We start from the raw sequence: 26,967 nt of genomic DNA on the forward strand, positions 1-26,967 counted from the left end.
GAATGGGACGCTAGGCCATCTCCACGTCCAGCACCAGGGAGGCCCGGATGGGATGTCCATGACTGCTCCAGAAGCGGTGGAGCAGGTCGAAGTCGTAGCTCTCCTGGACGCGAGGGGTGAGCTTGCGGCCATCCAGCTCATGCGGGAGGCCGCGCGCGAGCAGCCCATGGAGCACGCCGAGCAGCTCGTGCTCCTCCTCCGCGCGGTTGGACCAGGCGGAGACGATGAGGCCCAGACGCAGCGCGCCGCTCTGGGTGACGGCCAGCCGGTAGAGCGCGAGCGACACGGCGGGCCGCTTCCCCGCGAGCGCCTCCCGGGTGGGAGAGCCGTGGAGGATGTGGATCTCCTTGAGGAAGTGTTGTCGCAGCTGCGAGTCCAGCGCCTCCTGGAACACCTCCGCCACGCGGCGCAGCCGGGTCCCCGCGTCCGCGGGAGCATCCGCCTCCGGACGCCGGGACAGCCGGCCCAGCTCGTACAGCTCCAGGGCGACGGCGCGCTCCAGGTGCTCCTGGGCCAGCGGGGCGCCGGCCTGTTCGGCGAGGAAGATGGCCTTGAGCGCGGCGTTGCGGATGTCGCCGCCCGCCAGCCGGTGCCGCTGGGCGAGCCCCGCCAGGTCGAGCGTCCCCACGCGAGGCACGCCCTCCGGAAGCATCAGCTCCCAGATGCGCCGGCGCTCCTCGACCTCGGGGAAGGGGAACTCGATGCGCGCGTGGAAGCGGCGCAGGAACGCTTCGTCGATGGCGGTCTGGAGGTTGGTGGCGAGGATGATCAGTCCGTCGTGGCGCTCGATGCGCTGGAGAAGGAAGCCGACCTCCAGGTTGGCGAAGCGATCATTGGCGTTGCTGACCTCCGTGCGAGCGGAGAACAGCGAGTCCGCCTCGTCGAAGAACAGCACGGCGCCCGCGCGCTCGCCGTGGGAGAGCACCTCGTCGATGTTCTTCTCCGTCTCGCCCACGTACTTGCTGACGAGCCGCGACAGGTCGACGACGTACAGCGGCCGGCCCACCGCATGGGCGATGACCTCCGCGGCCAGCGTCTTGCCGGTGCCGGAGCGTCCGGAGAAGAGGGCCACCGGGCCGGTGTGCAGCCGGAAGCGGCGCAGCAGGCCGCGCTCCTCGGCGACGCGGTCGCGCTGGGCCACGTAGAACAGCAGGCGCTCCAGCGCCGCGCGGGTCGTGTCGCGCACCACGAGGTCCGCGAACGTCCGCGACGTCTCCAGCCGGTAGCCATGGCGCAGCGGCACCTGCACGAGCCGCGACGCGGCGGCGCGAAGGGCGTCCGCATCACCCCCTGGCGCCGAGTCGAACACGCGGCGGATCTCCTGGAGCCCGCCCCGGAAGCCGGACGCCAGCCGTCCCGCGTCCGCCTCCGCCAGGGACAGTCCCCGGGCCCGGGCCTCCTCCCGCCACAGGGCCCGCCGCTGGATGAAGCCCAGCGCGGGAGCCTCGTGGTGCGGCACGGCGACAGGCTGCGCGGAGTCCGCGAGCACCAGGGCCCGCCCGCCGAATCGCTGGCACAGGCCCGACAGCGTCTCCGTGACGGACAGCGCCAGTCCGCGCTCACACCCGGACACGTCCAGGGCCAGCACGGCGCCGCGCACGGAGGCCAGGCGCCAGAGGGCCCGGGCCATGGACGCCGGCTCCTGTGTGCCCGCCCACCGCGCGACGACGAGGGGCATCCCCGCATCGGAGGCGAGCCCCAGCGCCACGCCCAGGCGCTCACCCTCGCCATGCACGACGGCGAACGTCCCCGGCGCCGCGCGCTCGCCGGACGGCAGGGCGTCCACGCCATGCCACTCCAGCGTGAGGTCCCCCATCACGGAGGGACGGGGCAATTCCAGCAGGGCCTCGCGGACCTCCGGAGCCAGGTCCACGGGCCGGAGCATGGGAGGAAAGGCGCCGGCGCCCGTCTGCAGCAATCCGCCCCCCACGAGGAGCCCGCTGTCGGTCAGCGACGCCATCAAGCGCTGCGCGCGAGCCGGCGTGCGGCCCAGCACGGTGAGCAGCAGCCGCTCCACGTTCCATCCCTGCGCGGTCTCGTCCTGGAGCACGGCGAACAGGCGCGGGTAGCGCGGCTCCAGCCAGGCCGCGAGCAGCAGCAGCAGCGCCTCCTCCTCCACGGGGTCGACGCGCAGCGAAGCGCGCAGCCGGGCGAAGGGGAGGGGTGGCGAAGCGCCCAGGAGCGGCGTCTCCGCCAGCGCGGTGCTGAAGGCCAGCTCCGCCGCGGAGGGGCGCACGGTGGTGCGCACGGCATCCCAGCCACTCTCCTGCTCACCCCGAAGCTTCGACGCGCGGGCCTCCTCCAGGTCACACACCTGGACGAGCAGCGCATCCAGACGCCTCAGCGTCTCCCCCCACAACGGATCCATGGGCGCCTCCGGCCGGCCAGCATACGGGGGGCGGGTGGATCAGGCCATCGAGGGAGCCAAAAGAGGGGGGTGCCACTGCGTTGGTATTCCGCCAATGGATTGGAGGAAGTGCTGACCCGGTGGCGGGGCGGGTGGTAGAGACCGGCACATGACTCAGAGCGGTACTGAAGGGGTGTCGCCCCTGGAGTTCCGGGAGGCGATGTCCCGGTGGGCGAGCGGGGTGGCGGTGGTCTCCGTCCGGGACACGGACGGGGTCGCGGCGACGACGGTCAGCTCCTTCAGCTCGCTCTCCCTCACGCCTCCGCTGATCGTCCTGTCGCTGCAGCAGTCCTCCCGCACGCTCAAGCGCGTGGAGGCCGCCCGTCGCTTCAGTGTGAGCGTGTTGTCCACCTCCCAACGCGACGTGTCGATCCGCTGCGCGAAGGGGGAGGCCGAAGGCCTGGTGTTCGACGAAAGCGCCTTCGTGCAGGACAGCCTGGTGGGTCTGGCGTGCGCTCTGTTGGATGTGCACCGTTACGGCGATCACCTGTTGCTGGTGGGCCGCGTGGAGCGCATCCAGCGGGGAGCGGAGGCCGAGCCCCTGCTCTACTGGAACCGGGCGTATCGCGCGCTGACGGCGCACCCGGAGCCAGGGCCCGCCCCGAAGTCGTGAAACCGCAGACGAACCTCACGTAACCCAGAAAGGACGTACCCGATGCCCTTCACGCTGCCCGAGCTTCCGTACAAGAAGGACGCGCTGGCCCCTCACATGAGCGCGGAGACGCTGGAGTACCACCACGACAAGCATCACGCGACGTACGTCAACAAGCTGAACGAGCTGACCGCGGGCAAGCCCGAGGCCACCAAGTCGCTGGTCGAGGTCATCCTCAGCAGCGACGGCGCCGTGTTCAACAACGCCGCCCAGGTGTGGAACCACACCTTCTTCTGGAACTGCATGACGCCGACCAACGGCGGCGGCAAGCCGACGGGGGAGATCGCGGAGGCCATCAACCGCGACTTCGGCTCCTACGAGGAGTTCAAGCGGCAGTTCGCCGACGCCGCCGCCACGCAGTTCGGCTCCGGCTGGGCGTGGCTGGTGCAGGACAGCGGCGGCAAGCTGTCCGTGATGAAGACGGCCAACGCGGACCTGCCGATGAAGCACGGCAAGAAGGCGCTGCTCACCATCGACGTCTGGGAGCACGCCTACTACATCGACTACCGCAACGCGCGCCCCAAGTTCATCGAGACCTTCCTCACCAGCCTGGTGAACTGGGACTTCGTGAACCAGAACCTGAAGGCCACGGACGTCAAGTGATGTGAAGTGACGGGAACCGCGCGGCCCGGCTCGGCACGGTCCGGAGCGGCGCGGTTCCTGGAATCGGTTTGAGAAGGTCAGTGGGGCGAAGGCCAGGCCCCGGCCAATCCCTCCACCAAGAACAGTCGCGAGAGCGCCTCGCTGTAGCTGTATGCGTAGAACTTTCCGTCCGCGGAGAGTGCCAGCGTCATCACGGAGATGAGGCCCGGCATGGTGCCCCCCGCGGGGACGGTCAGGTGCGGCGTGCTCGCGCCGGTCCTCACGTCGACCCGGGAGACCTGCACCGGGAGCGAGACGCGTCGCAGGTAGAGGGCTTCTCCGCTCGCATCCCAGGCCACCACGGTCTGGCCCGAGAAGCGGCCGGGGACGGTGCTTCGCGCTTCACCTGTCGCGGAAGACACGCGGAGGTTTCCTTCCGCATCCACCGCCGCGAGCCGTGCGCCGTCCGGGGAGATGGCCGTGTCGAAGCCCGTGCCTTCCGGTGTGATGGGCGTAGGGGCTCCGGCACCGGGCTCGTACACCCACAGGCGGGCGCGATGGCCCTCCTCGTTGGCGCGCAGGAGCAACCGCCTTCCATCCGGGAACCAGCGCGCGGTGAGCACCGTGGCGACCGGCGCGAGCGACAGGGGACGCGGCTCCCCCGCGCCCGTGGGCAGCAGCAGGTACTCCATCCGCTCGCCGTAGCGCGCCGTGAACACCTGCTTGCCGTCCGGAGACAGCGCCATGGGAATGCCATCTCCCAGCCGCACGGGTGGGGCGCCATCGGTGGTCCGCAGGTAGGCGCCGTAGGTGGGGCCCTCCACCTCGCCGCCCTCCGCGAAGATGAGCGTCCGGCCGTCGCGGGACAGGTCGGTCATGAATGAGGAGTCCGACCACGCCAGGTCGCGCTCCGTCCCCGCCTGGCCGAACGCGAGCCCGGTGCGGATCACCGGGTGGTCCACCAGGACGGCGCCCTCGCTGGAGATGTCATGCAGCACCATCCTCCCGGCGATGCGATCCACTGGCCGCAGCGTGCCTCGCAGGTCGACCGCGAACAGCTCGGAGTCGGCGCCCGTGCGGGAGGCGGTGAACCACACCTCGCGCCCGTCCGGAGCCCACGCGAGCCCCCGGATGCTCGCCCAGTCCGCGGAGAGCTCCCGGGGCGGACCGTCCTTCTCCAGTACCCAGACGCCGCCCCGGTCGTCCTTCGGATGCGCGTGGAACAGGAACGCGATCCGCGCTCCGTCCGGAGACACGCGCGCGTGGCTGATCCACCCCTGGGACTCGAAGCGCACCGTGCCGGGAGGCTGCTCCAGCCGGAAGTTCTCACCCACGCGGCGCACCACCGCGAGCGGTCCGTCGCTCCGCCCCCAGTCCGCCTCCAGCACGCCGTCGAGCACGGCCCGCGGCGCGCCACCACCCAGCGGCATCAGGCCCAGCGTCCCGCTGCCATGGTCCGCGTCGAAGAAGCGGGGCTCGAGCAACACCGCCAGCTCTCCGCGCGACGACGCGGCGAGCACGTCCGCGGGGTGCCCCAGCGGTTGTGACAACGGCCGTTCGGTGCGGGCGCTGTAGAGCTCCGCGCGTCCTCCCTCCCACGCCGCGCCATAGAGCAGCGTGTGGCCGTCCGCGGAGAACCGCGCGTTGAGCACGTGGCCCCGGCGGAACGTGACGGGGCGGTACGTCGGGCGCGCCGCCTGCGCCGCCGTCGCCTCCGGGGCAGCCTGCCCGCGTAGGAAGGCCACGAGCCCGCCGGCCACGAACAGCAGCACGACCGCCGCGGCCGCGAACAGGGCAGGGTGGAGGACCGGGCGCCGCCGCACGGCCAGGGGCGCGCCGCGAGCCGCGATGGACTCCAGGGCGAAGGCCAGGTCCTGCGCGGACTGGAACCGGTCCCCCGGGGCCTTCGCCAGACAGCGGGCGATCACCGCCCCCAGCTCCCCCGGCAGCACGGGAGGTTCATCGCGGAGCGCGGCGCTCATCCGCTCCACCGGGCTGTCCCCGCCGAAGGGCGCACGGCCGCTCACGGCCTCGTGGAGCACCGCGCCGAGCGAGAACACGTCCGCGCGAGCATCCACGCCCTGACCGCGGATCTGCTCCGGTGCCATGTACCCGGCGGTGCCCACCACCGCGCCGCTCTGGGTCAGCGAAGCGTCCTCGGTGCGCTCGGTGAGCCGCGCCAGACCGAAGTCGAGGATCCGCGCGCTCCCGTTCGAGCAGAGGAAGATGTTCGCGGGCTTGAGGTCGCGGTGGATGACGCCGCGTGCGTGCGCGGCCGCGAGCCCCTGCGACAACTGGAGGCCCAGCCGCGCCACCTGCTCCAGCGGCAGCGGTCCCCGCATCAGCCGCGTCCGCAGGGTGACGCCCTCCAGCCACTCGGTGACGAGGTAGGGCACGTCCTCGTGGGTGCCCACGTCGAACAGGGTGAGCAGGTGCGGATGGGACAGCACCCCCGCGGCGCGGGCCTCCTGCCGGAAGCGCGCCAGGCGCTCCGCGTCCTGGGCGAACCGCGCGGGCAGCACCTTCACCGCCACGTCCCGTCCCAGCCTGTGGTCGCGCGCCCGGTACACGTCACCCATCGCGCCACTGCCAGCATGTTCGACGATGACGTACGGCCCCACCTGCTCCCCCGGGGCGAAGGCGCGCAGCGGAGGGGCCGCCTCGGTGAGCCGGCCCTCCGCATGCCATGTCGCCGCGACGGCCGCGATCAGCGAGCCGCAGGCCTCACAGCGTGAGAGGTGGGCCTCGGCGAGGCCGCGCTGCTCTGGCGGCAGGCGGTCCTCCACGAAGGCGAGAATCGTTTCCTCGGAAGGACACCCGGACATGGTGGGACGCGACTCTAGGGGCGTTGGTGCTCAGGGAAGAAGCGGGGGCACCGCGACCCGGTACGCGCGGAAGGGCAGGGCCGGCGCACCCGGCGTGCCGAAGAGGAAGCCCATCTGCGACTCCAGCACCCAGGCCCCGTCCTCGGTGAGCGCGGCGGCGGTCGGCTCCACGAACCCGTTGGCGAGCACCTCCTTCGCCCCCGCGCCTTCACCGAGCGTCACCAGGGACGCCTGACCCGCCGTGTTCTCCACGACCAGCAGCCGCTGTGAGTCCACCCACTCCAGCCCATCCGGCGTCTCCAGCGCCGGGGCCACCGGGATGATTACCGGCGCCGCCGCGCTGCCATCCGGTTGGATGTCGATGGAGAACAGCGTGCCCGTGTCGCTCTTCACGACGTAGAGCCTGCTCGCCCCGTCGTAGGCGATGCCATTGAGGGTGAAGGCCCCAGGCTCGGAGGGCGCGAACGCGTCATCCGAGGCCCACGTCGTGAGCGCCGTCCCACCGACCGCGAGCCGGACGATGATGTTCGCGAACGAATCCGTCGCGTACACGTTGCCCGCCGCGTCGACGGTCACGTCGTTGCAGAAGCCACTCTCACCGGGCATGGGATGGCTGGCCTTCTGTGCGCCCGTGGAGAGCGCATACGCGGCCAGGTGCGCGGGCTGCTCGGGCGGAAGCAGGTCGTCGTAGGTGCAGGCCCAGAGCGTGTCGTGCGCTTCGTCCACCGCGAGCCCGTAGACGCCGAAGGCGGGGCGGCCCGGGACGAAGACCTCGGCCCCCAATGCTCCCGGCCGGGCGCGAGCGATGGCCCCCGTGCCCAGGCTGCCCGCGTAGAGCGTGCCGTCCTTCGCGGCCGCGATGCCCTCCGGATAGAAGTCCTCGTCAGGCCACTGCACTTGCGTCAGGCCGGAGCCAGGGGCCTCCGGGAACGGCTCGCAGGCGGAGAGGGCGGCGGCGAGGGTGACGACGGACATCCACGAACAGGCGCGCATGGGGCTTTCCTCGGTGAGGCCCGGAAGGGGCCTTTCGATGCCCTGACACCGGCCGGAAAAACCCTTGCAGCGAAAGTTCAGCCCCCCTGGCCGAGCAGCCGCGTGAGGCTCAAGTCCACCTGGCTCACGACCAGCGCCGCGATGCTGTCCACCGACGACGCGCCGACCCCCAGGCGCTCACAGAGCTGCCGCGTCGTGGTCTCCGCCACCTGTTCGCGGGCGCGGCTGAGCCAGCGCGAGACGGTGGACATGTGCACGCGGTAGAGCGCCGCGATGGCCTCCAGGGACAGCGCCTCCACGTGGTACAGGCGCATCAGGGTTCGGTCCCGGTCGGACAGCTGCTCCAGCGCTGTTCGCACGGCCTCCGTGAAGGCCTCGCGGTAGCGCGAGCGGAGGTGCTCCAGCTCTGGTCCCAGCTGCTCGCCGAACGCGGTCTCGACGGAGTCCTGGGCCACTGCGTCGGCCCGCGCTTCGGAGCGCTTGAGGTTGAGCGCGATGCGCAGCGCCGCCACCCGCACCCAGCCGCCCAGCGCGCCGCCGCCGGTGAACTCCGAAATCTTCGGCTCGGAGCCCGGCTCCGCGGTGAACAGCTTCTCGCGCAGCAGCTGCCGCACCTCCGCCACGAACGCGGGCGAGCGGTCCACCCCGGACACGAACGCGCCGACCTCGCGGAGGTAGTCGTCCTCGAAGAACTGGAGCGCGGCGCGCTGGTGCCGCAGGCACCCGAAGGTCAGGTACAGCTCCGAGAAGGCAGGGGAGTCCCCATCGAGCGCCGCCAGCAGGGCCGAAGGGGACGCGAGCCGCTCCGCGACGAACGCGACGAACGCCAGGGGCTCCACCCCCAGGCCGGGCCAGCGCGAGCCGGCGCGCTCGATCGCCGAGGCGAACAGGCCCTCCAGCCGCGCGGGCTCCGGAAGCGAAGCCGGCGCGCAGCCAGAGGCCGCGAGGAAGGCGGAGGCCAGCGGGGTGGGAGCAGGGGGCACGCCCGGGACGCTACTCAGACATCGCCGCTGGCGGAACCCACCCGCCGGACGGACCCCTTTCCCGCTTCGCGATACGTCGGGGCGCTACGCCGCGGACGTCGACGGCGGCGCGGCCGACTTCAGGCCGTAGCGGAAGCCCATGCCCAGGTGTCCCGGCGGGCCCTGCGTGAGGGGCTTGTTGACCTCCTCGGCCAGGGGGCCGACCTTCGCCGCCACCTGGGCCAGCTTCTGCCGGTCGAAGTTGTACACGTCGATAGCGTTGCCGCCGACCATCATCGACACGTCCAGCGACGGCATCCCGGAGAAGGTGAACTGCATCGACTTCTTCGAGTGCGGCCACGTGCCCTCCAGGTGCGGGAAGTCCGACCCCCAGAGGATGTTCTTCAACCCGATGGCGTGCCGCTGCTCCGCCTCCTCGCGGAACATGAAGGTCCCCACGTAGCACTGGCGCGCCCAGTACTCGCTCGGCTTCATGCGCAGCGTCTGGCGCACCGCCGCGAACCACGGCATGTCGTAGAAGAAGTCCAGCTCCGCCAGCTTCTGCGGCGCCCAGTACGCGGACTGCTCGGTGAACACCACCTTGAGCTTCGGGTGCCGCTCGAACACGCCGCCCCACATCATGTACCAGAGGGGCGCGGAGCCGTAGAAGCTCAGCTCCGTCATCCGGATGAGGAACGCGTCCGGCGACGTGCCGTACGGCGGCTGGCCACCGCCCGCGTGCACGTTCACGGGCATGCCCAGGTCCTCGCACACCGACCAGAGCGGCTCGTAGATGGGGTCGTTGTAGCCGCGCATCTCCGTCAAGAGCAGCAGCGGCAGCAGCACGCCGCCCGTCAGCCCGGAGGCATGCGCGCGCTTGACCTCCTCCACCATCAAGCCCACGTCATGCGTCGGTAGGATGGCCACGCCCGCGTGACGTCCCGGGTTGGTGGCACAGAACTCGGACAGCCACCGGTTGTACGCACGCGCTCCCGCGGCCACCAGCTCCACCGGGTACAGCTCCGGCTGCTTGCCCGGCTCACCGCCGCCCATCTGGCCAATGCCGCGCCGGCCATGCGCATACCCCGCGCCGAAGGGCGGCTCGTTGTCCACGTTGCCGTCCGGGAAGATGACGTCACCCACCACGCCGTCCTTCTCCAGCACCGCCAGCCGACGCGCCGGGTCCCAAAGGCTCTCCGACGCGTCCGCGAAGGACACGGTCGCCGTGAACTCGGACGCGGCCTCCTCGGAGAGGCCAATCGTCTTCATGCTCTCCACGAAGGTGTCCGACGAAGCCTCGGCCGGCGCCCCGGCGGGGGCAGCGGGCTTGCCGTCCGGCGTGCCGCGGCTCTCCTTCAGGTAGTCCTCGAACGCGTTCCAGTGCTTCTTCTCCAGGTAGTCCCGGAACGTGCGGGCCGGCGGTCCGGCGTGGCCGTCCGAGGTGACGACGACGTAGCGGCCATTCGAAAGATGCGGCTCGGTCATGTGGTGTCCTGTGGGAACGGTGCTGCGGGGTGGGCGGAGTACGCCGTGACAGCGCGTTTCAGCGGTTAAACAGGGATGGCAGCATAGGCGTTCCTGGGGAGTGATTGCAGTCGCGATCCGCCGCCGTATTCCCGCGTGACCTGGGAAAGGTCCCTGCGGCCACGCTGATCAGGAATCAGTGAGCTGCCAGTGAAGTTCAGGTCACGGGGATTAATCGGCGAGATCTGGTTTCCACCTGCATTTCCATTTGTTATCTAGCGCACCCCGGATCGGGGATCCGGGGTGGGCCATTTCGATGAGGGACGGCCGGGGGAAGGCCGCGAGTGCTGCTCGTGAGTGGAGACGGAACCAGAGGCCCGACGCTGTCGGAGGAGGAGAAGCGGGAGCTGCTGATCCGCCTGCTGCAGGGCCGCCGTCCGGGCGCCCGCGCCCAGGCCATCGCCATCGTGGGAATAAGTGGCCGCTATCCCCAGGCGGAGAGGCTTGACGGGCTGTGGGAGAACCTGAAGGCCGGCCGCAACTGCATCAGCGAAATTCCTCCCACGCGCTGGGATTGGCGGCGCTTCCACTCGGATGACCCGGAGGCGCCGGAGTCCATCTACAGCCGGTGGGGTGGGTTCCTCGCGGACGCGGACGCGTTCGATGCGGCGTTCTTCAACCTCTCGCCGCGCGAAGCCGACGGGATGGATCCCCAGGAGCGGCAGTTCCTGGAGGTGGCGTGGGCCACCTTCGAGGACGCGGGCTACGACGTGAGCGCGCCGTCGCTGGACCGGGACGTGGGCGTGTTCGTGGGGGTGATGAACGGCGGCTACGGGTGGGTGGCGTCGGAGGCGTGGGGCTCCGGGCAGCGGACCGCCGCGCGCAGCCCGTTCTGGTCCGTGGCCAACCGCGTCTCGTACCACCTCAACCTGTCCGGTCCCAGCTTCGCGGTGGACTCCGCCTGCTCGTCGTCCTTCACGGCGCTGCACCTGGCGTGTGAGAGCCTGCGCCGGGGCGAGTGCCGGGCCGCGCTCGCGGGTGGGGTGAACCTCATCCTCCACCCGATGCACTACCACGCCCTCACCAGCATGAAGATGCTGTCCCGGGGGGATGCGTGCCGCGCCTTCGGGGAGGGCGCGGACGGCTTCGTGGACGGCGAGGGCGTGGGGGCCGTCCTGCTGAAGACGCTGGAGCAGGCGCTCGTCGACGGCGACCGGATCCACGCGGTCATCCTCGGCAGCGCGGTCAACGCCGGGGGCAAGACGAGTGGCTACACCGTCCCCAATCCGCACGCGCAGCAGCGGGTCATCTCCCGGGTGCTGGCGGAGACCGGCGTCCACGCGCGCACGCTGAGCTACGTGGAGGCGCACGGGACGGGCACGTCGCTGGGGGACCCCATCGAGGTGGCCGCGCTCCAGCGCGCGTTCCGTGAGCACACGCAGGAGCGGCGGTTCTGCGCGCTGGGGTCGCTGAAGGCGAACATCGGGCACCTGGAGTCCGCGGCGGGCATCGCGGCGCTGACCAAGGTCGTGCTGCAGCTGCGCGAGGGGATGCTCGTCCCGTCGCCGCACTCGGAGCGCCCCAACCCGAAGATCGACTTCGACGCGTCGCCCTTCTTCGTGCAGCGCGAGCTGGCGGAGTGGCGCAGGCCGGAGGTGGAGGAGGGCGGGCGCGTGCGGCAGGTGCCGCGCCGGGCGGGGATCAGCTCCTTCGGGGCGGGCGGGGCGAACGCGCACGTCCTGGTCGAGGAGTACGTGGCGCCGCCCCGGCGGGAGGTGCCCGAGTCCGGGCCTGTCGTCCTGGTGCTCTCCGCGAAGAACCTGGAGCGGCTCCGGGTGCATGCGCGGCAGGTGGCGGCGTTCCTCGTGGGGAACGCGCGGGCGCGCGCCAGTGGAGCGCGTCACGCGGCGCTGGCGGACATCGCCTTCACGTCACAGGTGGGACGGCAGGCGATGGAGGAGCGGCTCGCCGTCGTGGCCTCCACGGAGGAGGCGCTGGCGGACGCGCTCCAGGCCTTCGCTTCCGAGCAGCCTGCTTCGCTCCCTGTCTTCCACGGCCGCGTCCGGGGGCTCTCGGAGGCGGCCGCACCGCTTCCGGCCGGGACGGCCGATGCCGAAGCGCTGGCGCGTGCCTGGGTGGCGGGCGCGCGCGTGGACTGGCGGGCGGCCCTGCATGCGGGGCGTTCGCGGCAGCGCGTCTCGATGCCCACCTATCCGTTCGTGAGGAAGCGCCACTGGATTGGCGAGCACCGCGCGCCAACGGTCCAGCGCGCGGCGGAGCCCGTGAGCTCCGCACCCGCCGTCGTTCCGCAGCCCGCCGTCCCCGTCCGGCCCACGCCTTCCGCCGCGGAGGTCGCTCCGGCGCCCCCGCCGCCTCCCCGACATGAGGTCCCCATCGTGAACAGACCCAAGATCCAGCTGCGGCGGCCCGGGCAGACCTCCGCGAGGGAGACGCGCGAGGAGACCCCCGTGGCCCCGGTCGAGACCGTCCGCGCCGCCGCGCCCGAAGTCGCCGCGCCGCCGGCTCCACCCGCCGTGAATCCGGCGGAGGCCCAGGCCCGGTCGGAAGGCCTCAAGCAGACCGTGAAGGGGGCCCTGGCGCGCGTGCTCTTCTGCGAGCCCGGGGACATCGACGAGGAGAAGAACTTCCTCGAGCTGGGGCTGGATTCGATCCTCATGGTGGAGCTGACCAAGGGGTTGAGCCAGGACCTCCAGCTCAAGCTCAAGGTCAACAAGCTCTACGACCATCCGTCGGTCCTCCGGCTGGCCGAGTACCTGGCCTCGCAGGTCCCCGCCGCCGCGTCGCCTTCCGCGCCCGCGCCAGCACCTCGCGAGGCCATCCCCGCGCCGCGAGCCCCCGAGCCGGAGGCCCGTGCTTCCATCCCCGCGCCGCGCGCCACTGAGCCCGAGTCTCGTGTTCCAGCGGCTCCGGCCCGCGTGTCCGAGCCCGCGCCGCGCGAGTCCGCTCCGGTGGCCGAACGTCCCCGCGTCCCTGACGCGCATGCGCTGGAGGCCGAACCCCCTCCGTTCCACGTCACCCTGAAGCGCAAGCCGACGCCGAGCGCTCCCGAGCCCACCCCGGCTCCCGCCGTGGCCGCGTCCACCGACGTCGCCATCATCGGCATGTCCGCGCGCTTCCCGGGTGCCCGGAACCTGGACGAGTACTGGGCCCACCTGGCGGCGGGCGTGGACTCGGTGACGGAGGTCCCTCCGGAGCGCTGGGACGTCCAGCGCTACTACGATCCGGATCCGAAGAAGAAGGACCGCTCCACCAGCAAGTGGGGCGGCTTCCTGTCGGACATCGACAAGTTCGACCCGCTCTTCTTCAGCATCTCCCCGGCCGAGGCCCGGCTGATGGACCCGCAGCAGCGCCTGTTCCTCCAGGAGTCCTGGAAGGCGCTGGAGGACGCGGGCTACTCGCCGGAGCAGCTCAGCAAGGCCCGCTGCGGCGTCTACGTCGGGGTGATGAACAACGACTACAACCGGCTGGTGGGCCTGGCGGACCCCGACCGCAGCCCCGCGCTCCAACTGCTGGGCAACTCCAACTCCATCCTCGCCGCGCGCATCGCGTACCTCCTGAACCTCAAGGGGCCCGCGCTGGCGCTGGACACCGCCTGCTCCTCGTCGCTCGTGGCCACGCACCTGGCCGTGCGCAGCCTGCTCGCGGGAGACGTGGACCTCATGCTCGCGGGCGGCGTGACGCTCTACATCACCGAGGATCCGTACATCCAGATGAGCAAGGCCGGCATGCTGTCGCCCAACGGGCGCTGCCGCGCCTTCGATGACCGGGCGGACGGCTTCGTCCCCGGCGAGGGCGTGGGCGTCGTCGTCCTCAAGCGGCTCGCGGACGCGCTCCGCGACGGCGACCACGTGTACGGCGTCATCCGGGGCTCCGGGACCAACCAGGACGGCAAGACGAACGGCATCTCCGCGCCCAGCTCGGACGCGCAGACGGAGCTGGAGCTCCAGGTCTACCAGCGCGCCGGCATCAGCCCGGAGTCCGTGACGTACGTGGAGGCGCACGGCACGGGCACGAAGCTGGGCGACCCCATCGAGGTGGAGGCGCTCACGGAGGCCTTCTCGCGCTACACCGACCGCAAGCAGTTCTGCTTCCTCGGGTCGGTGAAGTCGAACCTCGGCCACACGTCCGCCGCCGCGGGCGTGGCCGGCCTCATCAAGGTCCTGCTGTCCTTCCAGCACCGCCAGCTGCCGCCCTCGCTCCACTTCGAGCGGCAGAACAGCAACATCGACTTCGCCGCGACGCCGTTCGTCGTGAACACCGCGCTGCGGGACTGGACCGTCCCCGGCAACGGTCCCCGGCGCGCGGCCCTCAGCGGCTTCGCCTTCAGCGGCACCAACGCGCACCTCCTCCTGGAGGAGCCCCCCGCACGGCCCGGCGCGCCCCGGGAGGCGAGGGGCACCGCGCGCCTCGTCGTCTTCTCCGGCAAGACGGAGGAGGCCCTGACGCGGCGGCTGGAGGACATGGCCACCTGGCTGCGCCGCCACGGTGAGGCGCACCGGCTGGGGGACATCGCCTTCACGCTGCTCGTGGGCCGGGCCCACCACAAGGCCCGCACGGCGTTCGTGGTGCGCAGCCACCGCGAGCTGCTGGACGGCATCGAGGCGGCCCTGGCGGGACGCGAGGTGCCGTATCAGCTCACGTCCGATCCGCGGGACGCGGGACGGAAGGTGGATCCGCTCCTCAAGGAGCTGGGGCGGACGCTGATGGCGGAGCTGGCCTCGCCGGGCGCACAGGCCGGGGAAGGGGCCCAGGAGCAGCTCTTCTCGCTGGCGTCGCTCTACGTGAAGGCCGCGCCGCTGAACTGGGCGGCGCTGTTCTCCGGTCCCCACCAGCGCGTGCCGCTGCCCACGTACCCCTTCGCGCAGGAGCGTCACTGGGTCACGCCCGTCATGGGCGCGGCCCTTCCCGAAGCCCCCCGGACCGTGGAGGCACGGGCGGCCGCCGTCCGTCGCCGCACGGTGCTGGAGGCCTCGTCGCCGCTGGTGGCGGATCACCGCGTGAACGGCGCGGGCGTGCTGCCGGGCATGGCCTACCTCGAGCTGGCCCGTGAGGCCTTCGCGGCCGCGCATGGCGAGGGGCCGGTGTCCCTCTCGCAGGTGCTCTGGCTCCAGCCCTGCGTCCTCGACGGTGCGCGGAAGGTGCTGTGGACCACGCTGGAGGAGAAGGGCGGCCACGCGCTCTTCGAGGTCCGCTCCGGTGAGGGAGACGACGCGGTCCTGCACTGCAAGGGACGCATCGAGGCGGCGGTGGAGCGCGCGGGGGCCGAGTCGTTCGCGCTCCGTCCGTTCCAGGCCCGGAGCACGCACCACGTCGATGGCGAGGTGCTGCGCCAGCGCTTCGCCCAGATGGGGATCCACTACGGTCCCACCTTCCGCGCCCTGCGCGAGGTGTGGAGCGACGCAAGCGAGGCCCTGGGCCGCCTGGAGGGCGCCGCGCCGGAGGGCAGCCGCTGGAGCCTTCCGCCGCAGCTGCTGGACTCGGCCGCGCAGGCCGTGGCCGCGCTCACGTCGTCGTCCGGCGCGCTGATGCTGCCGTTCTCGCTGGGAGGCGTGGACGTGCGTCGCCCGCTGCCGGCTTCGGGCAGGGCGTACGCGCGGGTGCGGATGCAGGACCCCGCGCGCGTCGACGTCGCGCTGCTGGATGAGCAGGGCGAGGTGTGCGTCGAGCTGCGGGACCTGGGCTTCCGCGAGCGCAAGTCGCGGCCGCAGGGCTTCTTCTACCTGCCCCGCTGGACGGAAGCGGCGCTGCCGGCGCAGGACCGCGAGCTGGGGCGCGCGGTCATCGTCGCGGGTGCGGACAGCCTGGGCCTGGAGGACGGCCTGGCCGCGGTCCATGCCCGCGCGGGCGTACTGCGGGTCCGTCTGGGTGCGCGCACCCGGCGCGAGGCCGAGGGCCGGTGGGAGTGGTCCAGCGCGGATGAGGCCGGCGTCGAGGCGTGGTGGAACGAGGCCGGGCAGCCCCGGCGGCTCTACTTCCTCGCGGGCATCGACGCGCGGGCGGCGGCGCTGGACGACGTGGAGGCGCTGGAGGCCAGCCAGGAGCGCGGCGTGCTGGCACTGTTCCGGATGCTCAAGGGCCTGTCGCGGCTGGGCGTGCTCCAGCAGCGCCTGGAGCTGGTGGTCGTCACCGCGGACGTGTTCCCCGTCACCGGCACGGAGCAGGCGCGTCCGTCCGGCGCGAGCCTCCACGGCCTGTGCAAGTCGCTGGCGAAGGAGCACCCCCAGCTGGCGGTGAGCTGCATCGACGTGGGGGCGCGTGACGCGCTCCATGCCCCGGGCGTGCTCGTCTCCCAGCTGGTCGCGGAGCCGGAGCACAAGGGCCGTCTGGACGTGGCCTTGCGCGAGGGGCGCCGTCACGTCCGGCAGCTCGTTCCCGCCCGTCTGGAGGCAGGGGACGGAGTCCTGCGCCAGGGCGGCGTCTACGTCATCGTGGGCGGTCTGGGCGGCATCGGGCTGGCGCTCGCGGAGGACCTGGCCGGGCGCTTCCAGGCGCGGCTGGTCCTCACCGGACGCGGTCCCCTGACGGAAGCACAGCGCGAGCGCATCGCGGCCATGGAGGCGCGCGGCGCAAGCGTGCTGCACGTCCGCGCGGACGTCACGCGCCCCGCGAGCATGCGGGACGTGATGGCCCAGGCGAAGGCGCGCTTCGGGGCAGTCCATGGCGTGGTGCACTCCGCGCTGGTCCTCCGCGACGCGCCCATCGAGCGCATGGACGCCACGGCGTTCATGGAGGCGATGGATGCCAAGGTCCGGGGCAGCGCGGTGCTGGCCCAGGTGCTGAAGGACGAGCCGCTCGACTTCCTGGTGTTCTTCTCGTCCATCCAGTCCTTCTCGGGGAACGCGGGGCAGGGCAACTACGCCGCGGCCTCCCTGTTCCAGGACACCTTCGCCGGGTGGCTGGGCCGCTCCGCGCGCTTCCCCGTGAGCGTCGTCAACTGGGGCTACTGGGGCTCCGTGGGCGCCGTCACGGATCCGAAGTACCAGCGCGCCATGGAGCTGCGAGGCGTGCACTCCATCGAGGTCGCCGAGGGCCTGGAGGCCCTGCGCCAGGTGCTCGCGAGCAGCGCCCCCCAGGTGGTCGCCTTCAAGGGCACCCCGGAGGCGTTGGCGAAGCTGGGCGTCTCCCAGGAGGAGCCCGTCGCGGTCGCGGGCCGCCGTCAGGCGCAGGGGCGTGAGGTCCGGCCCCCGGAGCCGGTCCGCGCGCCCGTGGAGGCCCGCCCGGCGTCGCAGGCGGTGGTGCCCGTGCGGACGGGGCCGTCGCTCGCGGAGGTGGAGCGCCGCATCGGTCAGCTCACCAGCGAGGCGCTCAGCGTCAGCTCGGACGTCATCAACCCGGAGGTGCCGTTCTCGGACTACGGCGTCGACTCCATCACCGGCGCCGGGATGATCGAGCGCATCAGCGAGGCGTTCGACCTCGAGCTGCCCATCACGGTCGTCTTCGACTACTCGAGCGTCCGCGCCCTGGCCCGGCACATCCTGTCCCTGCTCGACGCGGCGAAGCCCCAGGCTGCTCCCGTGGCGCCGCCAGCGCGCGAGCCTGAACCGGCCTACGCCAGCCCGGAACCGCCGCCCGCGTTCGCACCCCAGCCGCGGGTGGAAGCGCCCAGGCCGTCCCTCCCGACGGTGCCTCCTCCCGCGCCCCAGGCGCAGCCGGTGCGTGAGGCCGCCGCGCCCCGTCCGGCCTCGCGCTCCATCGCCGTCATCGGCATGTCCGGGCGCTTCCCCGGTGCGCCCGACCTGGACACCTTCTGGAAGCGGCTGGCCGCGGGCGACAACCTGGTCGGGGAGATTCCCAAGGAACGCTGGGACATCGACGCGTACTACGACGCGGACCCGCGCAACCTCGACGCGACGAACTGCCGCTACGGCGCCGTGCTCGACGACATCGACAAGTTCGACGCGGCCTTCTTCAACATCGCGGGGCGGGAGGCGGACCTGTCCGACCCGCAGCAGCGCGTGTTCCTGGAGGAGGCGTGGAAGGCGCTGGAGGACGCGGGCTACGCGGCCCGGTCCATGTCGGAGAAGCGCTGCGGCGTCTACGTCGGCGTCGACGTGGGCGACTACGGCCTGCGCATGGCCCAGGCCGGCATCAAGCGCGAGGCCCAGGCCATCTGGGGCAACGACACGTCCATCCTCGCGGCCCGCATCGCGTACTTCCTCAACCTGAAGGGCCCGAGCATGGCCATCAACACGGCCTGCTCCTCGTCGCTGGTGTCCATCCACCTGGCCTGCCAGAGCCTGCTCGCTGGTGAGACGGAGATGGCGCTCGCGGGCGGCGTCTACGTCTCCACGATGCCCAACTTCCACATCTACGCGAGCAACGCGCAGATGCTGTCGGTGGACGGCAAGTGCAAGTCGTTCGCCGCCGGTGCCAACGGCTTCGTGCCGGGCGAGGGCGTGGGCGTCGTCGTCCTCAAGCCGCTGGAGGCGGCGCTGCGCGACGGCGATCAGATCCACGGCGTCATCCGCGCCTCCGCCATCAACCAGGACGGCAAGACGAACGGCATCACCGCGCCCAGCGCCGCGTCCCAGACGGAGCTGGAGGCGTCCGTCTACGAGGCGGCGGGCTGCGACCCGGCGACCATCACCTTCGTGGAGGCCCACGGCTCGGGCACGCGGCTGGGCGACCCCATCGAGGTCAAGGCGCTCACGGACGCGTTCCGGCGCTGGACGGACAAGCGCGGCTACTGCGCGCTCGGCTCGGTGAAGACGAACGTCGGGCACACCATCGCCGCGGCCGGCATCGCGGGCGTGCTGAAGGTGCTGCTGTCGCTGCGGCACGGCGCCATCCCGCCGTCGCTCCACTTCGACACGCCCAACGAGTTCATCGACTTCAAGAACAGCCCCTTCGTCGTCAACACGCGGCTGAAGCCCTGGGAGCCCGCACCGTCGGCGCCCCGCAGGGCGGCCGTCAGCTCCTTCGGCTTCAGCGGCACCAACGCGCACCTGCTCATCGAAGCCCCGCCCGAGCAGCCCGCGCCGTCCGCCGCGCACGGCCCGCAGCTCCTCCCGCTGTCGGCCCGGACGCCGGAGGGCCTGAAGGCCGCCGCCACGCGGCTCGCGGACTTCCTGCGCCGCCAGCAGCCCTCGCGTCCCAGCGAGGGCAGGGGAGACGGTTCGCGCATCCGCGAGGCGCTGCTGGAGGCCGCAGCGGGCATCCTGGACGTCCCGGCCTCGGCCCTGGATCCGGAGCGCCCCTTCGAGGAGGCCGGCTTCGACGTCGTCCAGCTCGCGGCGTTCGCGGATGAGATTGGCCGCCGGCTGGACCTCGAGGTGCGCCCGCGCCTCTTCATCGAGTGCCCGACCCTGGCGTCGCTGGAGCGGCACCTGACGGAGCGTCAGCGCGGCGCTGGTGTCGAAGTCCTTCCGGAGGGCACGCCCGTCTCGCTCTCCGACGTGGCGTACACCCTCCAGGTGGGCCGCGAACCGATGCCGGAGCGGCTGGCGGTGGTGGCCCGCGACGTGACCGAGGCCATCGACGCGCTGACCCGCTTCGCCCAGGGGCAGACGGCTCCGGGCCTCTTCACCGGCAAGGTGGACGCGGCCCTGCCGCTCGCGGGCCTGCTCTCCGAGGGCCGCGCCGGCACGGCCTTCCTCCAGGTCGCGATGGAGGAGCGGCAGCTCTCCACGCTGGCCCAGCTCTGGAGCATAGGCGTGGAGCTGCCCTGGCGCACGCTCCACGGCGCGGAGCGGCCCCGGAAGGTGTCGCTGCCCACGTATCCGTTCGCGCGGGTGCGCCACTGGTTCCCGGAGTCGCGTCCCGTCACGCAGGAGGCCGCGTCGCTGCTCACGCCGCGCGTGGAGCAGGCGCTGCGCGACAGCACGGTGCGCGAGCTGCCTCCGCCCGCGAGCCGCGAGGACTACGAGCGCTTCAACTCACTCATGCTGCTGGGCTTCTTCCAGCGAATGGGCGTCTTCCTCCGCTCGGGGGAGCAGTACACGGTGGACGGCCTGCGCTCGAAGCTCCGCGTCGCGCCGGGCTACACGCGCCTGTTCTCCGCGCTGCTGAACATCCTGGCCCGTGCAGGCTACGTGCGGCTGAGCGGAGCGGACGTCACCACGCTGCCGGAGCTGGACGCGGCGGCGCCGCACCTGGAGCGGCAGAGCCTGCAGGCGCGCGGTGAGCGCCTGGTCGCGCAGGCGCCGATGACCGCTCCGCACGTCGCCATCATGTGGGCGTGCGCGGAGCGCTACGGCGAGGTGCTGCGCGGAGAGATTCCCGCCACGGACCTGCTGTTCCCCCAGTCGTCGATGCGGCTGATGGGCCCCATGTACAAGGGCAACCCCGTCGCGGACTACTTCAACGCGCTGGTCGCCGACAGCCTGCGCCAGTACGTCGCCGAGCGGCTCGCGCAGCTCCCCGACGGCGGGAAGATCCGCATCCTGGAGGTGGGCGCTGGCACGGGCGGCACCACCGACCTGGCCCTGAAGGCGCTGAGCCAGTACGCGGACCGCATCGTCTACACGTACACGGACGTGTCGCGCTCGTTCGTCCAGTACGGCCGCGAGAACTTCCGGTACGGGTTCATGGAGTACTCGGTGCTGGACATCGAGAAGGACGTGGTGCCGCAGGGCTACACGGCGGGCGCCTACGACGTGGTGCTCGCAGCCAACGTCCTGCACGCGACCGAGGAGCTGCGCCAGACGCTGCGCAACGTGAAGACGCTGCTGCGCCCCGGAGGCTGGCTGCTCCTCAACGAGGTCACCACCGTGCACGACTTCTCCACGGTGGCCTTCGGCCTGCTGCCCGGCTGGTGGCGCTTCAAGGACGACCTGCGGCTCCAGGACGCGCCGCTGCTGAGCAGCGACCAGTGGCGGTCCGTGCTGGGCGCCGAGGGCTTCCCGAAGGTCGTCGTGCTGGGCCACCCGGATCAGCAGCGCTCCGACCTGGGACAGAACATCATCATCGGCGAGCGCGACCGCCGCGGCCTCGCCACCGCCGCGAGGACCCTGGCCGCGCCGGCCACCGTGGTGACGAACGGCCATGCCAGCGTGGGGCAGGGGACACCGGTCTCTACTCCGAGGGGCGCACGGCCGGACCTGGAGTCGGTGATCGCCTCATGCGTGGAGGTCGTCGTGGCGAACGGCGCCGTGCAGCTGGATCCGCTCAAGCCGTTCCAGGACTTCGGCGTGGACTCCATCTTCGCCGTCAGCATCATCGAGCGCATCAACGCGGCGCTGGGCATCGCGCTGCGCTCCACGGACCTCTTCAACTACGCGAGCGTCGCGAAGCTGGCCGAGCACATCCGCGCCACCTTCCCCACCGCCGAGGCGGGAGCACGGCCCGCGCCCGCGCCGCAGCCGGTCTCTCCGGCGGCTCCCATCGTCGTGCAGGCGAAGCCCGAACCGGCACCGGCCGGTGACGACGGGCTCCTGGGCCTGCTGGACCGCATCGAGGCCGGGGAGCTGAACCTCGACGCGGTGGAGCGCTTCGTCGGGGGCGCGTCATGAGCCGCCAGGAGCCCATCGCGGTGGTCGGCCTCTCCGCCCGCTACCCCGGGGCGCGGGACGTGCGGGAGCTGTGGCGCAACCTCGTCGAGGGGCGGGACTCCATCCAGGAGGTGCCCCGCGAGCGGTGGGACCACGCCCGCTGGTACGACCCGGATCCGGACGCGCACAACAAGAGCGTCAGCCGGTGGGGCGGCTTCATCCACGACGTGGACCGGTTCGACCCGCTCTTCTTCAACATCTCCCCGTTGGAAGCGGAGTGGATGGACCCGCAGCACCGCCTCTTCCTGGAGGAGGCCTGGAAGGCGCTGGAGGACGCGGGCTGCGCGGCGGGCACGCTCGAAGGCCGGCGCTGCAGCGTCTTCGTGGGCTGCAAGGAGGGCGAGTACGTCCAGAAGCTCCAGGGACAGGAGCTCAACGCGTTCACGCTGAGCGGCAACAGCGCGGCCATCCTCCCGGCCCGGCTGTCGTACCTGCTGAACCTCCGGGGCCCGAGCGTCCCGGTGGACACCGCGTGCTCGTCCTCGCTGGTCGCCGTCCACCTGGCCTGCGAGAGCATCCGCAGCGGCTCGTGTGACATGGCCATCGCGGGTGGCATCGCGCTGATGCTGACGGCGCGCACCCACGTGGTGCTCGGCAAGGCGGGCATCCTGTCGCCCCAGGGCCGCTGCCGGACCTTCGACGACGCGGCGGATGGCATCGTGACGGGGGAGGGCGTGGGCGTCGTGGTGCTCAAGCGCCTGGAGCAGGCGCTGGCGGATGGGGACCGGATCCACGGCATCATCCGGGGCTCGGGCATCAACCAGGACGGCAGGACCAACGGCATCACCGCGCCCAGCGCGCCGTCGCAGCGCGCCCTGGAGCTGGATGTCTACGAGCGCTCCGGCGTGCACCCGGACACCATCGGCTACGTGGAGGCGCACGGCACCGGCACGAAGCTGGGCGACCCCATCGAGCTCCAGGCGCTCACCGAGTCCTTCCGCCAGCACACCGGCCGGAAGCAGTTCTGCGCCATCGGCTCCATCAAGACGAACATCGGGCACACGATGGAGGCGTCGGGCGTGGCGGGCCTCATCAAGGTCCTGCTGTGCCTCCAGCACCGCAAGCTGGTGCCGTCGCTGCACTACACGCGCTCGAACCGGCACCTGGACTTCCCCAGCACGCCCTTCTTCGTCAACACGGAGACGCGCGAGTGGCGCACCGACGGCCAGCCACGAAGGGCCGCGCTCAGCTCGTTCGGCTTCAGCGGCACCAACGCGCACCTCGTGGTGGAGGAGGCCCCGGAGCTTCCCGCGCGTCCGGTGTCCACCGAGCAGCGCCTCCACGTCCTGCCTGTGTCCGCGCACTCGGAGCAGGCGCTGCGGCAGCGGATGGCGGACCTGCGGACCTGGCTGGACACGGAAGGAGCCCAGGCCAGGCTGGACGACCTCGCGCTGACGCTCCAGGCGGGCCGCAGCCACTTCGCGCTGCGCGCGGCCTTCCTCGCGAGAAGCACGGGCCACCTGAAGGACCTGCTCGACGCAGCCCTGCGCGGCGAGAGGCCGGAAGGGCTGTGGGTGTCCACCGCGGGAGCGCAGCCGAACGCGCGCAAGGACACCGGACTGCTCACGCTGGGCAACACCCTGTTGGCCGGTTCGCGAGCACCCATGGCGGAAGCGGAAGCCTGGCGCCGCATGAGCGTGGTGGCCGGCCTGTACGTGAAGGGCTACGCGCTGGACTGGCGCGGGGCGCACGGCACGGAGACCCGGCGCATCCCGCTGCCGACGTACCCCTTCGCCCGTGAGCGCTACTGGTCGGAAGGCGGACCCTGGAGCGACGCCGCGTCACCGGAAGGTTCGCTGGCGCAAGTACCCGCCACGCCGCGCCTCTCCGCCGCAACGCTGCAAGGTTCGCCCGCGTCCGTTGCGGCTCGGTCTTCAGCCGCGGCCCCCGAAGGTTCGCTGGCGTTCGTCCCCGCCGCGTCGCACGTCTCCGCTGCGACGCTGGATGGTTCCTCCGTGCCCGCTTCGGCGCGGTCTTCCGTCGCCGTAGCCACGGAGGGCGTGCTGCCTGTCCTGCGCGGGATGATCGCTTCGCTGTTGAAGCTGCCGGAGGCCACGCTCCAGCCCGATGAGGAGCTGATGGTCTATGGCTTCAACTCGCTGATTGGTGCCCGGCTGCTCCGCCGCCTGGAGGAGACCCACGGCGTCGAGCTCACCAACGCGGCGCTGCTGGAAGCCGGCACGCTCCGGCGGCTGGCGGAACTCGTCGCTCGGGAGATGGGCACGGAGGCGGTTCCCACGCCGCCACCGGCTCCGGTCTCACTGCCCACGCCCGCGCGTGAGCGGCCCGCCGCCGTGGAAGAAAAGGCCGGCCCGCCCCGTCACCCGATGTCGGCGGGACAGCTGGGCCTGTGGATGATCCAGCAGCTCTCCCCGGAGAGCAGCGCCTACAACGTGCCGTGCGCCTTCCGCATCCGGGGCACGCTGGACGTCCCCGCGCTGAAGGCCGCGCTCCAGCGGCTCTGGGCCCGGCATCCCAGCCTGCGAGCACGTGTCGTGGTGGAGGACGCGCAGCCCCTGCTGGCGATGGCGCCGGCGTCGTCGGAGGTGCCGTTCGAAATCCACACCCTGCCCGCCGCCTCACCGGAAGACGAGCAGGCCTTCCTGTCACGCCTGGGCTTCAAGCCGTTCGACCTCTCGCGGGATGTGCTCGCGCGGGTGCACCTGGTGCAGCGGCCGGGCCGTGAACCGCTGCTGGTGCTCGCGGCGCACCACCTGGTCATGGACGGAAGCTCGCTCCAGCTCCTCGTGAGGGACCTGGAAGCGCTCTACCGCGCGGAGCGGACGCACGGGGACGCGGCGCTCGTGCCGCTGTCCGCCACCTATGCGGACTTCGTCGCGTGGCAGGAGCGGATGCTCGCGTCCGATGAGGGCCTGCGCCACCGCGAGTTCTGGCGAAGCCGTCTGCTGCCACCGCCCCCCGCGCTCCAGCTGCCCACGGACCGGCCGCGTCCGGCGAAGCGGCGGCTGGAGGGCCGGGTCCACGCGACGACGCTCCCGCTGGAGCTGGCCCTGGACGCGCGCCGCCTGGGCGCCACGCAGCGCATCTATCCCTTCAGCCTGTTCCTCGCGGCCTTCAAGGCGCTGCTGCACCGCTACACGCAGCAGGAGGACCTGGCGGTAGGCGTGCCCGTGGCGGGCCGGCCCCGGACCGAGTTCGAGGACGTCGTCGGCTACTTCGTCAACGTGGTCTGCGTGCGCAGCCGCGTGGCGTCCGACCTGCCGTTCCTCGACTACGCGCGCTCGCTCCAGTCCACCCACCTGGAGGCGCAGGAGCACGCGGACTTCCCCTTCACGGAGATGGTGCGCGAAGCGGGTGGGGCGAGGGATCGCGGCCTCATGCCGCTCATCCAGGCCCAGTTCGTCTACCAGAACTGGCTCTCCCAGGGCGGCCTGGGCACGGGCGCGGCGGACGGCCTCGCGCTGGACGCCATCCTCGACCTCCAGCAGCAGGGCGAGTTCGACATCTCGCTGGAGCTGGTGGAGACCGAGGGCCGCGTGCACGCCTTCTTCAAGTACGCCCCCGACCTCTTCGACGCCGCGACCGTCGAGCGCATGGCCACGCACTACGAGGGCCTGCTGCGCTCGGCGCTGCGCGACCCGCGCCAGTCCATCGGGGCGCTGGAGCTGCTGGGGCCCGTGGAGCGCTACCAGCTGGAGACGGAGTGGCGGCGCACCGCGCGGCCGTTCCCCCGCGAGAAGTGCGTCCACGAGCTCTTCGAGGAGCGCGTCGCGCACGGTCCGGACGACGTGGCCGTCACCTTCGAGGGTGGCCTGCTCACCTACGGCGAGCTGAACACCCGGGCCAACCGGCTCGCGGCGACGCTGCGGCAGGCAGGCGTGGGGCCGGACTCCATCGTGGCCATCGTCGCGGAGCGCTCGCTGGAGCTGATGGTCGGGCTCTACGGCATCCTCAAGGCGGGCGGTGCGTACCTCCCGGTGGATCCGCGCTACCCGGCCGACCGCATCCGCTACATGCTCGAGGACAGCCGCACGGACGTGGTGCTCGTCAGCGACGCACGCTTCACGCCGGAGGGCTTCGCCGGACGCGTGTTCGACCTGCGCGACGCGGCGACGTTCAGCGGTGACGGCGCGAACCTCGCGCCACGCGCCCGGCCGGACTCGCTCGCCTACGTCATCTACACGTCGGGCTCCACCGGCCGTCCGAAGGGCGCCATGCTGGAGCACCGCGGCCTCATCAACCGGCTCAAGTGGATGCAGAACCGCTATCCCCTGGGCCGGGGCGACGTCATCCTCCAGAAGACGCCGTACACCTTCGACGTCTCCGTCTGGGAGCTGTTCTGGTGGTCGCTGGAGGGCGCGAGCGTGGCGCTCCTGGCCCCGGGCGCGGAGCGGGACCCACGGCAGGTCGCGGACGCCATCGCCCGCGAGCAGGTGACGGTGCTGCACTTCGTGCCGTCCATGCTCGGCGTCTTCCTGGAGTACGCACGGACGCTCGACGACGTGTCGTCCCTCTCCAGCCTGCGTCAGGTGTTCGCCAGCGGCGAGGCCCTGACGGTGTCCCAGGTGGAGCGCTTCAACGCGCTGCTGCACCGCCAGAACGGCACCCGGCTGGCGAACCTCTACGGGCCCACCGAGGCCAGCATCGACGTCTCCTACTTCGACTGCTCGGAAGCCGAACATCACGAGCGCATCCCCATCGGCCGGCCCATCGACAACATCCAGCTCCTCGTGCTGGACCGGGGCGGGCGCATGCAGCCCATCGGCGTGCCGGGGGAGCTGTGCATCGCGGGCGTGGGGCTCGCGCGCGGCTACCTCCACAACCCGACGCTGACGGCGGAGCGCTTCGTCGCCCATCCGTTCGCGCCGGGCGAGCGGCTCTACCGCACGGGAGACCTGGCGCGGTGGCTGCCCGACGGCAACCTGGAGTACCTGGGGCGCCTGGACCGGCAGGTGAAGGTGCGCGGGCTGCGCATCGAGCTGGGCGAAGTCGAGGCCGCGCTCTGCGCGCTGCCCGGCATCCAGCAGTCCTTCGTCATGGCCATGCCCGCTCCGGACGGCGCGGGCCATGACCGCGTGGTGGCGTATTGGGCGGGCGACGCGGCCCAGCCGTACACGCCCGACGCGCTCCGGAAGCTGCTGGGCCAGCGGCTGCCGGAGTACATGGTGCCGTCGGCCTTCCTGCGGCTCCCGGCGCTGCCGCAGACGGCGCACGGCAAGGTGGACACCCGCGCGCTGCCCCCGGTGGAGCAGGGGACCGCCGCCGATGAAGCCTCGCGCGGCGAGGACGCGCGGCCGGGCCTGGAGGGCACCATCGCCGGCATCGTGCGGCAGCTGCTGGGCGGACGTGGGGTGGGGCGGAAGCAGAACTTCTTCGACCTCGGGTGCCACTCGCTCCAGCTCGCGCAGGCCGCCATCCGCCTGGGCGCGGCGCTGGGCCGGGACGTGCCGGTGGTGGCCCTGTTCGAACACCCCACGGTGGAGGCCCTGGCCCGTCACCTCTCTCCCGGGGCGCAGGAGCGCGGGCTGGCGGAGAGCGCACGGCGCGGACAGCGGCAGCGGCGGATGCTCGCCGCGCTCGCGGCCCGGCCCGAGGACCCACGGGCCTGAGG

The 26,967-nt window shown here is 72.0% G+C and carries 9 protein-coding genes; 4 read left to right on the plus strand and 5 right to left on the minus strand.

Annotated elements, in window-relative coordinates; genetic code table 11:
* Positions 1-10: 10 nt before the first annotated feature.
* Positions 11-2,368, minus strand: coding sequence for an AAA family ATPase (locus NR792_RS02925; RefSeq protein ID WP_375758535.1), 2,358 nt, complete (start codon positions 2,366-2,368; stop codon positions 11-13).
* Positions 2,369-2,516: 148 nt separating this feature from the next.
* Here NR792_RS02925 and NR792_RS02930 point away from each other — a divergent pair, with 148 nt between their 5' ends.
* Both NR792_RS02930 and NR792_RS02935 read left to right on the plus strand, forming a co-directional pair.
* Positions 2,517-3,020, plus strand: coding sequence for a flavin reductase family protein (locus NR792_RS02930; RefSeq protein ID WP_375758536.1), 504 nt, complete (start codon positions 2,517-2,519; stop codon positions 3,018-3,020).
* A 42-nt stretch (positions 3,021-3,062) separates the two neighbouring features.
* A complete protein-coding gene (locus NR792_RS02935) occupies positions 3,063-3,662 on the plus strand; it encodes a superoxide dismutase (RefSeq protein WP_375758537.1) in 600 nt (199 codons plus the stop codon).
* Between the two features lie 77 nt (positions 3,663-3,739).
* Here the strand turns inward: NR792_RS02935 and NR792_RS02940 are convergent, their stop codons facing one another.
* From NR792_RS02940 to NR792_RS02955, 4 genes are all read right to left on the minus strand, one after another.
* Positions 3,740-6,466 (minus strand): protein kinase, encoded by a 2,727-nt coding sequence (locus NR792_RS02940; RefSeq protein ID WP_375758538.1) that lies wholly within the window; start codon positions 6,464-6,466, stop codon positions 3,740-3,742.
* A 30-nt stretch (positions 6,467-6,496) separates the two neighbouring features.
* The gene (locus tag NR792_RS02945; RefSeq protein ID WP_375758539.1) at positions 6,497-7,459 is read right to left on the minus strand and encodes an SMP-30/gluconolactonase/LRE family protein; all 963 of its coding nucleotides are present in this window, start codon (positions 7,457-7,459) and stop codon (positions 6,497-6,499) included.
* A gap of 77 nt (positions 7,460-7,536) precedes the next feature.
* Entirely contained in the window at positions 7,537-8,442 is a 906-nt protein-coding gene (locus NR792_RS02950; RefSeq protein WP_375758540.1) for a sigma-70 family RNA polymerase sigma factor, read from the minus strand.
* 84 nt (positions 8,443-8,526) lie between these two features.
* Positions 8,527-9,906, minus strand: coding sequence for an amidohydrolase family protein (locus NR792_RS02955; RefSeq protein ID WP_375758541.1), 1,380 nt, complete (start codon positions 9,904-9,906; stop codon positions 8,527-8,529).
* Between the two features lie 332 nt (positions 9,907-10,238).
* On the opposite strand from NR792_RS02955, the gene NR792_RS02960 reads away from it, so the two are divergent.
* Positions 10,239-21,356 (plus strand): SDR family NAD(P)-dependent oxidoreductase, encoded by an 11,118-nt coding sequence (locus NR792_RS02960; RefSeq protein WP_375758542.1) that lies wholly within the window; start codon positions 10,239-10,241, stop codon positions 21,354-21,356.
* Entirely contained in the window at positions 21,353-26,965 is a 5,613-nt protein-coding gene (locus tag NR792_RS02965) for an amino acid adenylation domain-containing protein (RefSeq protein ID WP_375758543.1), read from the plus strand. Before NR792_RS02960 ends, NR792_RS02965 begins: the two co-directional genes overlap by 4 nt.
* Positions 26,966-26,967: the final 2 nt, after the last annotated feature.

Origin of the sequence: Corallococcus exercitus, from assembly GCF_042231735.1 — a bacterium.
Classification (GTDB): domain Bacteria; phylum Myxococcota; class Myxococcia; order Myxococcales; family Myxococcaceae; genus Corallococcus; species Corallococcus exercitus_B.